The following is a 14,930-nucleotide window of genomic DNA, read 5'->3' as shown; positions in this document are numbered from 1 at the left end:
AGATGAAGAAAATACAGATGAGAAACTGGAAAAAATATACGCTTGAATTCCTGTCGATTTTTGTGGCGGTTATTTCGGCCTTTACGTTGAACAACTGGAATGATAATAGGAACGACAGAAATGCGGAAAATAAAATTCTGACGGAAATAAACAATGGGTTGGAAAAAGATATAGCCGATATAAAGTTAAATGAATCCGGGCATAAAACAGGGGTTAGAGCCGTGAGATATTTTCGGAATATGATAGCGGGCAAACCGGTTGCGAAAGACTCCGTAATGACTCATTATTTAAGCCTGACCCGCGATTTTGTTTCTATCCAGAATGTTTCGGGATATGAGACCTTAAAATCAAGAGGTCTCGAGCTCATTGAAAATGATTCGCTGAGGACAAAGATCGTTTTGTTGTACGAGTATTATTATAATGTGTTGAGGAAACTGGAGGAAGAGTATTATGAGCTGCAGTTTCAGGAAAATTATTTTAAAGAAATTAATTCTTCTATAGCCCCGAATTTTGAGTTTGATACGGGTAAAAGGATCACCGGGATCATTACGCCGCTGGAATTGGAACCTGACAGGGAGAAAGTGCTTCTGAGTTACCTGTGGAAAATTGAGAAAAACCGGAGTTTCATTTTGCAGTATTACACTGAGGTGCAGACTAAAATTGAGCAGCTTAGCGCGGAGATTAAGATTGAATTGGGAGAATAGTCGATACGTTGTGGGAAGCGGTTGCCTGTGATAGCTCTATGCAGTGAAGCGCAAATCGGCCTGTTTTTGTTTTCTTTGAAATGGTCCTAAAAAACAAAACCCCATGTTTATGGGGTTTGGAGGATTGTTCATTGTGCTCACGACTGGATTCGAACCAGCACGTCCTTGCGAACACCACCCCCTCAAGATGGCGTGTCTACCAATTTCACCACGTGAGCAGTAAAAGAAGTGACCTGGCTGGGGCTCGAACCCAGGACCCTCTCCTTAAAAGGGAGATGCTCTACCAACTGAGCTACCAGGTCTAATGAGATTAAATTATCATTTCAAAAAAAATGCAAAGAACACGTATTGTTTTTTCGGTATGGCAAATAACCGCAAAAATAATACTTTACAGTGACCTGGCTGGGGCTCGAACCCAGGACCCTCTCCTTAAAAGGGAGATGCTCTACCAACTGAGCTACCAGGTCATTTCAAAAAAAACTTGCTTTTCCCGCAAATTGTCAGCCTTTAGAGATGTTTGATATCCTTCTCGGTAGGCGGGTGCAAATATAACATCAATAATTTATTTTTCAAGATGATTTTGATATAAATTTGTATTTTTTTTAGAGGTTAGATATAATGCATTGTTTTTAAATAAATTAAAGTTTTATGGTCATTGTACTGATAGGATATATGGGGAGTGGTAAAAGCTCGGTAGGTAGAAAATTGGCAGAAATGCACTCCATGACCTTCGTGGATATGGATGATTTTATAGAAGAAAAGGAAGGGAAAAAAATCCGGGAGATCTTTGCAGATAAGGGGGAGATCTATTTTAGGAAGGCAGAAAGCCGTTACCTGGAAGACTTAATGAAAAATTCCGATAATATGGTTATCGCCCTTGGCGGAGGAACTCCCTGTTATGGTAATAATATGGACTATATACAGCAGTCTACCGATAAGGTAGTTTACCTGAGAGCTTCCATAGAAGAACTTACCGCCCGTCTTAAAGAGGAAAAAGAGCACAGACCGCTTATAAAGCACCTGTCGGATACCGAATTGGAGGAGTTTATACGAAAGCACCTTTTTGAGCGCAACTTTTTTTACCTGAAGGCACCTTATAGTGTCCTGGTAGACGGTCGCCCGGTCGAAACCATTGCAGACGAGATTACGTCAAGAGTGGTTTGAGTTTGTCTATAACAGAAAAGCTGTATTTTCATCTTCTCCGAATTCCACACTGACGTGTTCCTGGAGGGAAGTGGAGAGTGAGATCCCCTTGAAATCGGCTTTTATGGGATAGCGTTTATGGTTACGGTCTACGAGTACGGCAGTTTTCAGCTTTTTGACAGGAACATTCAGAAAGTGCTTTACGCCGTATATCAGTGTTGCACCGGAATTAAGTACATCGTCTATAAGGACGATGGCCTTGTTCTCATAAGCGCTTTCCGGTAATGAGGTCTTCACTGGATTCGTGGGCGTTACTTTATCTACGGTCACTTCACACAGAATGATGTTAAGGTCGGAGATCTCTCTTAATACCGTGCTGATCTTTTCGGCAAAAGTCAGTCCGGTAGCTACGATGCCTGCAATGACAATCTCTTCCTCATCTACGAAGGTTTCGTAGATCTGATAGGCGATCCTGCGTATTTTGTGTTCTATTTCTTCGTGACTGAGTATTTTGTGTTCTGTGATCGTCATAATGCATTTGTTTAAAGTAAAAGACAAATTTATCGATTAAAATAATACGTATATGCTTATTTCAGATAAAACTAAGTGAGGTTCCGGGTGGGGATTCACAGTGTTTTCGGCTGTACTTTAAAGAACAGTTCTCTACCGGCCCTGGGGGGGATGGAATTGTAACATGTTTCCATGATGCTGATGTCGAAATAGGGAGTAAAAAGGGTGGTATACGCCTCTCGGCTTCCTCCGAAAGGAGGGCCGTCTTCCGTTAGCGGAAAATCGAAAAGCAGTCCTGCGAGAGTTCCTCCCGGGTGCAATAGCCTGTGCATCTGCCGGACATAGTCCGGCCGTGAAGAAGGGGGAATAGCGCAGAAGAACGTTTGTTCCAGGATAAGGTCAAATTGCATCCGGACATTGAAAAAATCCTCATGTAAGATCCGGGAGTCCGGAAAATCCGGAACACGGGCCTTAAAGTGATTCAGGGGAGCGGCAGCAAAATCAAGCATGTAGGTATTTGTGAATCCTTGTCGGAACAGGTATTCTGCCTCATAACCGTTTCCGGCACCGGGAACCAGGATCTTAATAGTTTTGTCTCCGAGCCGGTCTGTAAATGCTTTTAATGGAGGGGATATATGGCCGATGTCCCATCCGTCTTTTCCTGTGTTGTAGCGATCTTCCCAATAAGAGTCTTTCCGGAGGTCCATATATGGTGTTATTCGTTCTCAGGTGATTCATCGTCATCGAGGTAATCCTCAATGTCTCTGCGGTCTTTTTTGGTGGGGCGCCCCGTTCCCTTTTTGCGATAATGTTCTTTGGCGTACTTCAAAAGCTCAGCACTCTCGAAAGCTTCGGGAGGCGTAGTGTCGAGCCTGTAAATATCCGTGAGTTTGGCCCCTACGCGGCTGTCCGGGATATCGAGTACGGTAAGCTCGTAATAGATCTGGTCTTTACGAAGCCTTATTTTATCTGTCGGGAAAACCTCACGGGAAGGTTTGACAGTCTGGCCGTTTATAGATATGTGTCCTTTTTTACAGGCTTCGGTGGCAATATTTCTCGTTTTGTAGTAGCGGACACACCACAAATACTTATCAATACGCATACGCTAACAGAAAATCTACGTTAATTAATAAAAACAAATTTACAGAAAATTGTATCTTGCGCATTCAATTTTTTAACAATGATGAAGATAAACAGAATTGGTTTGGTTACCATAGGAGCATTGGTTTTCCTGGGGTCTTGTAAGAAAGATGATAACGGAGGGACTATAGAAGTCCGTGACCCTGTGGAGGTAGCCGCCGAAAATGATGCCGATATTCGTGAATACCTCAGTACGCATTTTTATAATTATGAAGAATTTGAGGCTGCTGCGGGAGCGGATAATACCGATTTCGATTTTCGGATAGTTATAGATACCATAGCAGGAGAAAACAGTAATAAAACGTCGCTGATGGAACAGGTCGAAGTGAAGACTGTAGCTGTTGAAATCTCTACGGACGAGACGCTGGACCATAACCTGTATTACCTGGTAGCGCGGCAGGGAGATGCGTCAATTGCTCCAAAGACAACAGATTCTACTTTGGTGAGATATAAAGGTTTTCTCTTAACCGATTATGTTTTTGATAATAGTAATACTCCGGTATGGTTTAATCTTTCCAATAATATCAGGGGATTCAGTGAATTTATGCCAGCTCTTAAATACGGGGGTGAAATTAATATAAATGAGGATACCGGATTGTATGAAGTGAGTGGGGACTATGGTATAGGAATGGTCTTCATGCCTGCGGCTTTGGGATATTATTCAGGATCCGGAAGTATTCCGGCATACACACCGATTGCATTTACCGTAGATCTTCTTAGGGTTAAAGTTATAAAAGAGGAAGAAGAAGATTAATAAGGATAATCCATATCTGAAATACAATACATTAAAAAGGGGCTGTTCTTTGTGAAGGACAGTCTCTTTTGGTTTTAGATCAGTTAAAATCTGGAGTGCTTTGAATCCGGGAATATTCAGGGAGAACCTGCTTCTTATAGTTCAGGAAAGGGTTAGATTATATGGTGCAGCTACGCAGATGTTAGGGCTGCCCGGGCACAGGGTTTATACGTAGATTGAGGTGGCTCTGTGATACAGAAAACACTGTTAATATAGTGGATTGAGTAACAGAGGCATCTGCTATGATGCCTTGAAGATTGATAGTATGGTTGTCCAATAGGAGTAATACAACAAAGCGGTGCGGAATTTCATCCCGCACCGCTTTTTTAATGATATGTTGTAACGAAGTTTTTATCTAAAACTTATAAGACAAGCCAAAGATGACCTGGTTAGGCCGGCTGTCTATTTTCAGGTTATCACTGTTGTTACTTACGATTTTGGCCTCGGAATCGGATAATCCCCGTTCCCATCGGACGTCCAAGCCGAGACTGCCAAATTCTACACCGAGCCCCATTTGCATGCCCAGGGTGAAGCTGTCTGTGTCAATATCCTGAATATCTTCCGCATCAAAGTCGGAATCTACCACGAATTGAAAAGAGGGGCCTATAAAGGCATGTGCGAAACCGAGGAACTTTTTACCGATAAGAATCGGCACATCGAGTTTTTGCAGGTCAAAATTCCCTTTGTTACCCTGATATTCGTATTCGCTGCTGATCTGGGTATACATAAATTCCGGGCGCAGGTACAGGCCTATAATAGGCACATTTCCGCGGAGCCATACTCCGGCATGAAATCCGGCTTTTCCGCTTCCGCCATCCAGGATGGCATTTTCTGCCTGGTCTTTGAGGTCTCCTGTTTTGTTGTAGTTAAAACCGGCCTTTATACCAAAGTCGATTTGGGAAAACCCGGCAGCGCTGACAAAAAGCATAGCAATAATTAAAAGCGTTTTTTTCATAGGTACGGTTTAATATTCCCGGAGTATATGATTTTCGTCCGGGACGGTTAATAAATAATTACCTTTTTAGCAGATATATTCCTTTAAGGAAAGAAAAGTCTACTTTCTCTTCAGTACCTTTTCAACGGCTTTTTCTATGGCTTTATTGTTCAGCCCGTATTTTTCCATGAGCTGTGCGGGAGTTCCGCTTTCTCCGAAAGTATCGTTAGTTGCGACAAATTCCTGTGGAGCAGGCTGATTTTTTACCAGCACCCTGGCTACACTCTCTCCGAGTCCGCCGTAGTAGTTGTGCTCCTCGGCAGTAACCACACATCCGGTTTTGGCAACCGACTTCAGGATAGCTTCCTCGTCAAGAGGTTTAATAGTGTGTATATTGATAACTTCGGCAGAAATACCTTTGGCTTCCAGTGCCTCAGCCGCGATAAGAGCTTCCCATACCAGGTGACCTGTAGCTATGATGGTGACATCCGTACCTTCATTGAGCAGAAGGGCTTTCCCTATCTCGAATTTCTGATCCTCCGGGGTGAAGTTGGCTACGGTGGGCCTCCCGAAACGGAGGTATACCGGTCCTTCGTATTCTGCAATAGCTATCGTAGCAGCTTTGGTCTGGTTATAGTCGCAAGGGTTGATCACGGTCATCCCCGGCAGCATTTTCATCAGTCCGATATCTTCCAGGATCTGGTGTGTAGCTCCGTCTTCTCCAAGAGTAAGCCCGGCGTGGGATGCACATATTTTTACATTCTTTCCGGAATAAGCTATGGATTGACGGATCTGGTCATAAACCCTTCCGGTAGAAAAGTTGGCAAACGTCCCGGTAAAAGGGATTTTTCCCCCGATAGTGAGTCCCGCTGCCATACCCATCATGTTAGCTTCGGCAATACCTACCTGAAAGAAGCGTTCCGGGTTCTCATCTATAAATTCCTGGATCTTTAAAGATCCGATAAGGTCGGCACAAAGAGCCACCACGTTAGGATTGGTTCGGCCCAGGACAGTCATCCCGGCTCCGAATCCGCTTCTGGTGTCTTTTTTTCCTGTGTCTGTATATTTTTTCATCTTGATTTTTCTGTTTTAATGAATTTCAGGATACGATTAATTTTCCGAAGGATCCGTGTTCCCGCAGGACATTAATAATCTCCTAAGGTTTCCGGGTTTTGTGCGAGGGCTTTCTCCAGTTGCTCGTCATTAGGAGCTTTACCATGCCATGCGTGGGTGTACATCATAAAATCCACACCATTACCCATTACCGTATGAAGCAGCACACATACCGGTTTGCCTTTTCCTGTTCGTGTTCTGGCCTCTTTCATTCCGGCGATAACCGCTTCGATGTTGTTGCCTTCTTCGATCTCCATAACATCCCATCCGAAAGCTTCGAATTTCACCCTGAGATCGCCCATAGGAAGTACGTCATCGGTAGCACCGTCGATCTGCTGCCCGTTGTAATCTACCGTTGCAATGTAGTTATCTACTTTGTAGGCAGCAGCATACATGATGGCTTCCCAGTTTTGTCCTTCCTGTAACTCACCGTCGCCATGAAGGCTGTATATCACATGATTGTCTTTGTTTAGTTTTTTGGCAAGTGCGGCACCTATGGCTACGGACATTCCCTGTCCCAGTGAACCGGATGCCACGCGAATTCCGGGAAGACCCTCGTGTGTGGTAGGGTGTCCCTGAAGACGGGAATCGATCATACGGAAGGTGTCGAGCTCTTTTACCGGGAAATATCCCCGTCGCGCAAGAACGCTGTAAAAGACCGGAGAAATATGTCCGTTGGAAAGAAAGAAGAGATCTTCTCCTATACCATCCATATCAAATTCATCTTTCAGTTCCATGATCTCGTTGTAGAGCGCTACGAAAAATTCCGTACATCCCAGCGAGCCTCCCGGGTGACCGGAATTTACCTTGTGAACCATTCGCAAAATATCTCTGCGAACCTGTGTTGCTAAGTCGTTTAGTTGTTGAATATTAGACATTTTTAATAGTTGAAATTATTCACGGACAAAAATAAACTTAAAATAAGCTCCCCCCAAGGGTTTTGCGTTTTAGTTTTAGAGGTTTGGCAAATAATTTGTTGTATTATCGTTATGGTATTGCCGTATACGGACTACTTCGTACACGCCGGTTATGGTAGGAAATCTTTTGGCGGGTATTGAAGATGGTGTTTTAAAATGTTGACATTTAGATGTTTGTAGGTGTGTTTGGTGCTTTGCTTAATAAGCATGGTTCGTGTTATCCCATTACTACATTATCGTTATCTTTGCCGGCGTATTGATACCGTTTTTATGAAGTTTGATTTAGAAGCAAAAGATGCTGCCTCCAAGGCCAGGGCAGGGAAGATTACACTGGGGCATGGCATTGTGGAAACGCCTATTTTTATGCCTGTGGGGACTGTGGCTTCTGTAAAAGGAGTACATCAAAGAGAATTGAAGGAAGATATAAACCCCGATATCATACTCGGAAATACCTACCACCTTTATCTGCGTCCGCAAACCGATATCCTGGAGAAAGCCGGCGGACTGCATAAGTTTATGGGGTGGGACAGAAATATTCTTACCGATAGCGGAGGCTACCAGGTCTATTCCCTTTCGGCAAACAGAAAGATCAAAGAAGAAGGGGTCAAGTTTAAGTCGCATATAGACGGCTCCTATCACTTTTTCTCTCCCGAAAGGGCCATGGAAATCCAGCGAAGTATAGGTGCGGACATTATTATGGCTTTTGACGAGTGTACACCTTATCCGTGCGACTACCGCTATGCTCAACGATCCATGCATATGACGCACAGGTGGCTGGACAGGTGTGTGGAACATCTGAAAAAAGTTCCTGAAAAGTACGATTATCCGCAAACCCTGTTTCCTATCGTGCAGGGATCGGTGTATAAAGATCTCAGAAAACAGTCGGCCGAGTATATTGCAGGTGCGGGTGCAGCGGGAAATGCTATCGGCGGACTTTCCGTCGGTGAACCGGCCGAAGAAATGTATGCGATGACCGAAGTGGTTTGCGATATCCTGCCGGAAGACAAACCGCGTTATCTCATGGGGGTCGGCACTCCGGTAAATATCCTGGAAAACATCGCCCTGGGCGTGGATATGTTCGACTGTGTCATGCCTACCCGTAATGCCCGTAACGGCATGCTGTTTACGGCTAACGGGATCATCAATATAAAAAACAAGAAGTGGGAAGACGATTTTTCGCCGGTAGATGAAATGGGGATCACCTTTGTGGATACCCAATATTCCAAGGCTTATCTGAGACATCTTTTTGCGGCAAATGAGTATCTTGGCAAACAAATTGCTACGATCCACAATCTCGGCTTTTATTTATGGCTGGTGCGTGAAGCGCGAAAGCATATTCTGGCAGGTGATTTTTACAGGTGGAAAAATGAAATGGTGCCCAGGTTGGGACAGCGGCTTTAAGGTAATACGAAACAAAAACTAAGGGTGTCGTGAAAATATTGGATTGGTACATAATAAAAAGGTATCTCGGGACTTTTACCGTGATGCTCCTGCTTTTCATCCCTATAGGGATCATGATCGACCTTTCGGAAAAAGTAGGGAAAATGATCGAGCAGGAAGCGCCTACCTCGGAGATTATTATCTACTATGTGAATTTTACCTTTTATTTTGCAAACCTGTTATTTCCTATATTTCTGTTCCTGTCTATTATATGGTTTACCTCCAAGCTGGCTAATAATACGGAAATTACCGCGATACTGAGTTCGGGGGTGCCCTATACCCGTTTTCTGCGCCCGTACCTTGTGGGGGCTGCTGTTGTAGCCATGGTAGCCTTTGTTATGGGAATGTTTATCGTGCCCTCGGCCAGTAAGGGATATAAGGAATTCTATTATAAATACCTTAAAAAAGGAAAACAGGACCGTGAAACCACCAATCTGTACAACCAGATCAACGACAACGATTTTATTTATGTAAGCAGTTTTGATCCCCGGAACAAGATCGGGTACAATTTTACGCTCGAACATTTCGACGGGGAGAGGCTGGTGTATAAAATATCGGCCCGAAACATCAGGTGGGTAGAAAAAGACAGTACATACCGTTTGTCTTCCTATGTGAAACGCCGGGTAGGGGAGACCGATGATATCCTGCAAAAAGAGAGCAGGCTCGACACCATATTTTCCTTTAATCTGGATGATCTGACACCGGTTTCGTATATTGCAGAAACCAAGAACCTTTTCGAACTCAACAAGTTTATCGATAACGAGCGGAGGAAAGGGTCTTCCAATATTAATACCTATCTCCTGGTAAAATACAAACGCTGGGGGCTGCCGGTATCGGCATTTATACTTACCATTATTGCCGTTGCGGTATCTTCCAAGAAAAAACGGGGAGGTATGGGGGTCAACCTGGCTCTGGGTATAGCCCTTGCCTTTGTGTTTATATTCTTCGACCGGATCTTCGGGGCCATGGCCGAACAATCGGGATTTTCTCCCCTTCTTGCGGCGGCCATCCCTAATATTTTATTCGGAATACTGGCTATTTATCTGCTGAATAATGCTAAACAATAATCAAAAGAATTATCTCCACTTACATCTTATTGTGTTTATATGGGGATTTACGGCAGTTCTCGGGGCTCTGATTACCGTCGATGCCATTCCGCTGGTATGGTATAGGATGGTCCTGGCCACCTTTTTTGTAGGGGGGTATATATGGTATAGCGGTTTTTCTTTACGGGTGCCGATGAGAACCCTGTTGGCCTTTATCCTTGCAGGTGTTGTGCTGGCCCTCCACTGGGTGGCTTTCTTTATGGCGGTAAAAGTTTCCAATGTTTCCGTAACGCTGGCCATGATATCTACCGGGGCGCTGTTTACCTCGGTGCTGGAACCTATATGGTATAAGCGAAGGGTTATCTGGTATGAGCTTGTGCTGGGGCTGGTTGTTATCCTGGGTTTATACCTGATATTCCGGGTAGGGTCCGATTATGTCGAAGGGATTGTCCTGGCCCTTATTGCAGCCTTGTTATCTTCGGTATTTTCCCTGATGAATGGAAAATTTGTGAAGCAATACCGTCCGTCTGTCATTTCCTTCTATGAGTTGCTCAGTGGGGTAGCATTTCTTTCCGTGTGTATGGGCGGAGAGGTCTTTACCGACGGGTTTATCATGCTTTCCCCGAAAGACTGGCTTTACCTGCTTGTCCTCGCGTCGGTATGTACGGCATACGCACTGATTTCTTCCGTAAAAGTGATGAAGTATATCAGTCCTTATACCGTGATGCTGACCATTAATATGGAACCCGTGTATGGCATACTTCTGGCTTTTATGATACTGGGCGATACCGAAAAAATGAACCCCGAATTTTATCTCGGAGCGGTTGTTATTCTCATTACGGTATTGGCCAATGGCGTGCTGAAACACCGGGAGGAAAGCAAACGTCAGAAAAACAGCACTGCAGGCAACGGAATCGATCCTCCGGGGGATATCGGAATATGCCGGTAGGGATATAAATAATGATAAGGCCGTAAATTGTACACAAAAAAATCCGTAAGTTTGTAGGCTGAATCAAATCAAAATTTAATTGATAATGGAATATTTGGATTTTGAATTACCCATCAAAGAGCTGGAGGAGCAACTATCCAAGTGCCGGGTTATCGGAGAAGAAAGTGATGTAGATGTGACCGAAACCTGTAAGCAGATTGACAAGAAACTTACACAAACAAAGAAAGAAATATACAAGAACCTGACCGCATGGCAGCGGGTTCAGTTGTCCAGGCATCCTTCGAGACCTTATACACTCGATTATGTGAGGGCAATGTGCGGAGATACTTTCCTGGAGCTGCATGGAGACCGTACGGTAAAGGATGATAAAGCAATGATAGGAGGTCTTGGAAAGATCAATGGTCAGAGTTTTATGATCGTAGGGCAGCAAAAAGGATACAATACCAAGACCCGGCAGTACCGGAACTTTGGTATGGCTAACCCCGAAGGATACCGAAAAGCATTGCGACTGATGAAAATGGCAGAGAAATTTGGTGTTCCCGTCGTGTGCCTGGTAGATACCCCCGGAGCTTATCCGGGTATCGAAGCCGAAGAAAGAGGGCAGGGAGAAGCCATTGCCAGGAATATTATGGAAATGACGCGGCTGAAAGTTCCTGTGATCGTTATTATTATAGGCGAGGGAGCCTCCGGAGGAGCATTGGGTATAGGTGTGGGAGATCGTGTGCTTATGCTGGAAAATACCTGGTATTCCGTAATATCTCCGGAATCCTGTTCTTCTATTCTCTGGCGTAGCTGGGAATATAAAGAGCAGGCGGCTGAAGCCCTAAAACTCACCGCCAAGGATATGAAAAAACAACACCTGGTAGACGATATCATTAAAGAACCCCTCGGAGGAGCACATTCCGACAGGGAGACTACCTTTAAAACCGTTGCCGAGGCGATTACGGAAAATTACGAAGAACTGAAAAAACTTACCCCGGAGCAACTCGTGCAGGAGCGTATGGACAAATACGCTGGCATGGGGGTCTATAAAGATTAACACAGAGATATTAACTGTTACAATCTCATTTTTGAAGATTCATCTTACAAACCGAAGTAAATAGCTTCGGTTTTTTTTACATTATGAACATAAAGTTGTAACTTGTTAACAGCTTGTATGTTTATGAGGAGTGAATATAAATTGATACTATTATTTAATAGTTAGCATAGCATTTTCTACATTCGCGGTTATGGAAAAAACAAGCCCTGTATCAGGAATTAAAATTGAAAAGGCGCCTATGAGTTCGGGCAGATCGGGAATAATACCCCTGGAGAAAGGGAAGTTACCTCCCCAGGCACTGGAGTTGGAAGAGGCAGTGTTGGGGGCAATGATGATTGATAAGAAAGGGGTAGATGAGGTTATCGATATCCTGCACCCGGATGCGTTTTACAAAGAAGCGCATCGCTATATCTACGAAGCTATTGTAAAACTCTTTGAAAACACGGAGCCCATAGATCTGCTTACGCTTTCTTCGCAATTGAAGAAAGACGGGAAGCTCGAGGCGGTCGGTGGTGATTATTACCTCATTCAGCTTACGCAAAAGGTCTCTTCGTCGGCACATATCGAATTTCATGCGCGGATCATTCTTCAGAAGTTTATCCAGAGAAGCCTGATCAAGATTTCTGCGGAAATCATCGAAGAAGCCTATGACGAAACTACGGATGTTTTTGACCTGCTCGACAGTGCCGAAGCCAAATTGTATGAAGTAACACAGGGAAACATCAAGAAATCTTCGGAGTCGGCACAGAGCCTCGTCATGCAGGCCAAAAAGAAGATTGAGGAAATATCCAATAAAGAAGGACTCAGTGGTATTCCTTCCGGTTTTGACAAGCTCGATAAACTGACCTCCGGATGGCAACCCAGTGACCTTATTATTGTGGCAGCACGTCCCGGTATGGGAAAAACAGCACTTACGCTTTCCATGGCCCGTAATATTGCTGTCAATGCCAATACGCCGGTTGCATTTTTCTCTCTGGAGATGTCTTCGGTACAGCTGATTACCCGTCTGATCTCTTCGGAAACCGGTTTGTCTTCCGAAAAGCTGCGTACCGGAAAACTCGAAAAACACGAATGGGAGCAGCTCAATGTAAAAGTGAAGTCGCTGGAAAAAGCCCCGTTATTTATAGATGATACGCCTTCTTTATCGATCTTCGACCTCAGGGCAAAGGCGAGAAGATTGGCGTCTCAGCACGGTATCCGGATGATCATTATTGACTACCTGCAGCTGATGACCGCCGGCGGAAGTCAGAAAGGAGGTAACCGTGAACAGGAGATCTCCATGATATCCAGGAACCTCAAGGCATTGGCCAAAGAACTCGACGTCCCGGTAATTGCACTTTCGCAGCTTTCCCGGGCAGTGGAGACCCGTGGAGGGAGTAAGAGACCACTGCTTTCCGACCTTAGGGAATCCGGAGCGATCGAGCAGGATGCGGATATCGTAGCCTTTATATACCGTCCCGAATACTATAAAATAGAAGAATGGGACGATGAAGAACGTACTCCTACCCAGGGACAGGGAGAGTTTATCGTAGCCAAACACCGTAACGGTGGGCTGGAGAATATTCGTCTGAAATTTATCGGGCATCTCGGTAAGTTCGACAACCTGGATGATTTTGATTCGCCCTTCGAATTTCAGTCCAAAATGAATGCTTCGGAAGATGACGGCTTCAATCCGGGAAGTCTTCCCAGTGCTGAAGACGCTTTCGGAAGCTCCATGAACAGTGGTCCTTCTCCGGACGATGACAGCGATGTGCCCTTCTGATACCCCGCATGGATAGCACAAGATATAGAGATACAACAAAATTCCGGGCAGACAGGTTTGTCCGGAATTTTGTGTTTATGACAGTGCTTCGAAGAAAGGAGATTTACAAACGTTTTCCGTAACTTTGGACTTAAACCTTTTGTTATGCGATCAGGCTTTACGATGTGCCGGACTTTCTTTATCATAGTGTTCCTTCTGTGTGCCGTTTCGGTACGGGCCTCGCATGTACTGGTCCCGATGGATGCGGAATATCAGAAAAATCATCTGAAAGCCTATGGGATCGCTTACTGGACACTCTCCAAAAGCATGAAAGTGCAGTGGTTGCTCAACTATCGCGGAGGGTCTTTCCTGTTGCCCGATACCGGGGCCATTCGTAAAGAGTGTACGATACGCGGAGTGTCCTATGAAGAACTTTCGGATGCCGAAGCAGAAAAGTTACTGACGGAGATCAGTAGTCCTGCCAAAAACCAGGAGGCCGTAATTCTCGAAAAAGCTCCGAAGGTCGTAGTGTATTCCCCAAAAGATAATCCGCCCTGGGACGATGCGGTAACCATGGTGCTGACTTATGCCGAAATACCTTACGACGTTGTGTATGATGAGGAGGTGCTGGCCGATAAGCTTCCCATGTATGACTGGCTGCACCTGCATCATGAAGATTTTACCGGGCAGTACGGAAAATTCTACCGGGCTTACAAAATGGCGCCCTGGTATATCCAGCAAAAAAAGGAAGCCGAAGAGCGTGCGGCAAAGCTCGGTTTTGATAAGGTCTCCGAATCCAAATTGGCCGTAGCGCTTAAGATCAGGGATTTTGTTGTGGGCGGAGGTTTTATGTTTGCCATGTGTTCCGCTACGGATAGCTTTGATATCGCCCTTTCTGCGGAAGGAGTGGATATTTGTGAACCCATGTTCGACGGCGACCCTTCCGATCCCAATTATCAATCCAGAATAGATTATGGGAAGACCTTCGCGTTTACCGGTTTTACGTTGGAACGCGATCCAAATGTCTATGAATTTTCTTCCATAGACATGACCGAGCGAAGGCGTATAGCCAAGGAGGTCGATTATTTTTCCCTTATGGAGTTTTCGGCCAAATGGGATCCCGTACCTACCATGTTGTGCCAGAATCATACGGCCCTGATCAAGGGGTTTATGGGGCAAACCACGAGCTTTAACGGCGAGCAGATCAAGTCGCCGGTATTGATACTGGGAGCGAATAAAGCCAATGGCGAAGCGAGGTATATTCACGGAGTGAAGGGAAAAGGCTTTTTTACGTTTTACGGGGGTCACGACCCGGAAGATTATCAGCACAGGGTAGGAGACCCGAAAACCGAACTGGAATTGCACCCTAATTCGCCCGGCTATCGCCTGATCCTTAATAATATTCTCTTTCCGGCTGCAAAGAAAAAGAAACAGAAAACCTGATCCCAATGGTGAATACGG

Annotated in this window: 15 protein-coding genes and 3 tRNA genes; 9 read left to right on the top strand and 9 right to left on the bottom strand. The window is 44.8% G+C overall.

Annotated elements, in window-relative coordinates; translation table 11 throughout:
* Positions 1-2 precede the first annotated feature (2 nt).
* Positions 3-704, top strand: a complete 702-nt coding sequence (locus tag BT112_RS01255; protein ID WP_072315477.1) for a hypothetical protein — start codon at positions 3-5, stop codon at positions 702-704.
* A 134-nt stretch (positions 705-838) separates the two neighbouring features.
* Here the strand turns inward: BT112_RS01255 and BT112_RS01250 are convergent.
* From BT112_RS01250 to BT112_RS01240, 3 genes are all read right to left on the bottom strand, one after another.
* A tRNA-Leu gene (locus BT112_RS01250) sits at positions 839-922 on the bottom strand.
* A gap of 11 nt (positions 923-933) precedes the next feature.
* Positions 934-1,006, bottom strand: a tRNA-Lys gene (locus tag BT112_RS01245).
* A gap of 92 nt (positions 1,007-1,098) precedes the next feature.
* Positions 1,099-1,171, bottom strand: a tRNA-Lys gene (locus BT112_RS01240).
* Positions 1,172-1,352: 181 nt separating this feature from the next.
* On the opposite strand from BT112_RS01240, the gene BT112_RS01235 reads away from it, so the two are divergent.
* Positions 1,353-1,868, top strand: a complete 516-nt coding sequence (locus BT112_RS01235) for a shikimate kinase (protein WP_072315476.1) — start codon at positions 1,353-1,355, stop codon at positions 1,866-1,868.
* 6 nt (positions 1,869-1,874) lie between these two features.
* On the opposite strand, the gene BT112_RS01230 is transcribed toward BT112_RS01235, so the two are convergent.
* From BT112_RS01230 to BT112_RS01220, 3 genes are all read right to left on the bottom strand, one after another.
* Positions 1,875-2,405 carry a phosphoribosyltransferase family protein gene (locus tag BT112_RS01230; protein WP_262507630.1) on the bottom strand — a complete coding sequence of 177 codons (531 nt, stop codon included), beginning with the start codon at positions 2,403-2,405 and terminating at the stop codon, positions 1,875-1,877.
* A 68-nt stretch (positions 2,406-2,473) separates the two neighbouring features.
* Positions 2,474-3,064 carry a methyltransferase domain-containing protein gene (locus tag BT112_RS01225; protein WP_072315474.1) on the bottom strand — a complete coding sequence of 197 codons (591 nt, stop codon included), beginning with the start codon at positions 3,062-3,064 and terminating at the stop codon, positions 2,474-2,476.
* Positions 3,065-3,072: 8 nt separating this feature from the next.
* Positions 3,073-3,459: an RNA-binding S4 domain-containing protein gene (locus BT112_RS01220; protein WP_072315473.1), complete on the bottom strand. Its 387-nt coding sequence runs from the start codon at positions 3,457-3,459 to the stop codon at positions 3,073-3,075.
* Between the two features lie 78 nt (positions 3,460-3,537).
* Between BT112_RS01220 and BT112_RS01215 the strand changes: the two genes are divergently transcribed.
* Positions 3,538-4,251: an FKBP-type peptidyl-prolyl cis-trans isomerase gene (locus tag BT112_RS01215; protein ID WP_072315472.1), complete on the top strand. Its 714-nt coding sequence runs from the start codon at positions 3,538-3,540 to the stop codon at positions 4,249-4,251.
* A 394-nt stretch (positions 4,252-4,645) separates the two neighbouring features.
* On the opposite strand, the gene BT112_RS01210 is transcribed toward BT112_RS01215, so the two are convergent.
* From BT112_RS01210 to BT112_RS01200, 3 genes are all read right to left on the bottom strand, one after another.
* Positions 4,646-5,245: an outer membrane beta-barrel protein gene (locus BT112_RS01210; protein ID WP_072315471.1), complete on the bottom strand. Its 600-nt coding sequence runs from the start codon at positions 5,243-5,245 to the stop codon at positions 4,646-4,648.
* A gap of 99 nt (positions 5,246-5,344) precedes the next feature.
* The gene (locus BT112_RS01205; RefSeq protein ID WP_072315470.1) at positions 5,345-6,298 is read right to left on the bottom strand and encodes a transketolase family protein; all 954 of its coding nucleotides are present in this window, start codon (positions 6,296-6,298) and stop codon (positions 5,345-5,347) included.
* Positions 6,299-6,369: 71 nt separating this feature from the next.
* Entirely contained in the window at positions 6,370-7,215 is an 846-nt protein-coding gene (locus BT112_RS01200; protein ID WP_072315469.1) for a transketolase, read from the bottom strand.
* 309 nt (positions 7,216-7,524) lie between these two features.
* Here BT112_RS01200 and tgt point away from each other — a divergent pair, with 309 nt between their 5' ends.
* From tgt to BT112_RS01170, 6 genes are all read left to right on the top strand, one after another.
* Positions 7,525-8,655, top strand: a complete 1,131-nt coding sequence (gene tgt, locus BT112_RS01195) for a tRNA guanosine(34) transglycosylase Tgt (protein WP_072315468.1) — start codon at positions 7,525-7,527, stop codon at positions 8,653-8,655.
* Between the two features lie 29 nt (positions 8,656-8,684).
* On the top strand, positions 8,685-9,761 hold the full coding sequence (locus BT112_RS01190; protein WP_072315467.1) for an LptF/LptG family permease: 1,077 nt from the start codon (positions 8,685-8,687) through the stop codon (positions 9,759-9,761).
* The gene (locus BT112_RS01185) at positions 9,748-10,689 is read left to right on the top strand and encodes a DMT family transporter (RefSeq protein WP_072315466.1); all 942 of its coding nucleotides are present in this window, start codon (positions 9,748-9,750) and stop codon (positions 10,687-10,689) included. Before BT112_RS01190 ends, BT112_RS01185 begins: the two co-directional genes overlap by 14 nt.
* A gap of 85 nt (positions 10,690-10,774) precedes the next feature.
* Entirely contained in the window at positions 10,775-11,728 is a 954-nt protein-coding gene (locus BT112_RS01180; protein ID WP_072315465.1) for an acetyl-CoA carboxylase carboxyltransferase subunit alpha, read from the top strand.
* 190 nt (positions 11,729-11,918) lie between these two features.
* Positions 11,919-13,490: a replicative DNA helicase gene (gene dnaB, locus BT112_RS01175; protein WP_072315464.1), complete on the top strand. Its 1,572-nt coding sequence runs from the start codon at positions 11,919-11,921 to the stop codon at positions 13,488-13,490.
* A gap of 162 nt (positions 13,491-13,652) precedes the next feature.
* Positions 13,653-14,912, top strand: coding sequence for an asparagine synthetase B (locus BT112_RS01170; RefSeq protein ID WP_175545720.1), 1,260 nt, complete (start codon positions 13,653-13,655; stop codon positions 14,910-14,912).
* The last annotated feature ends 18 nt before the right edge of the window (positions 14,913-14,930 follow it).

This window comes from Sinomicrobium oceani, from assembly GCF_900119185.1.
GTDB lineage: Bacteria > Bacteroidota > Bacteroidia > Flavobacteriales > Flavobacteriaceae > Sinomicrobium > Sinomicrobium oceani.
The sequence above is the reverse complement of the archived record's forward strand: the minus strand, read 5'-3'. Positions and strand labels throughout refer to the sequence as shown.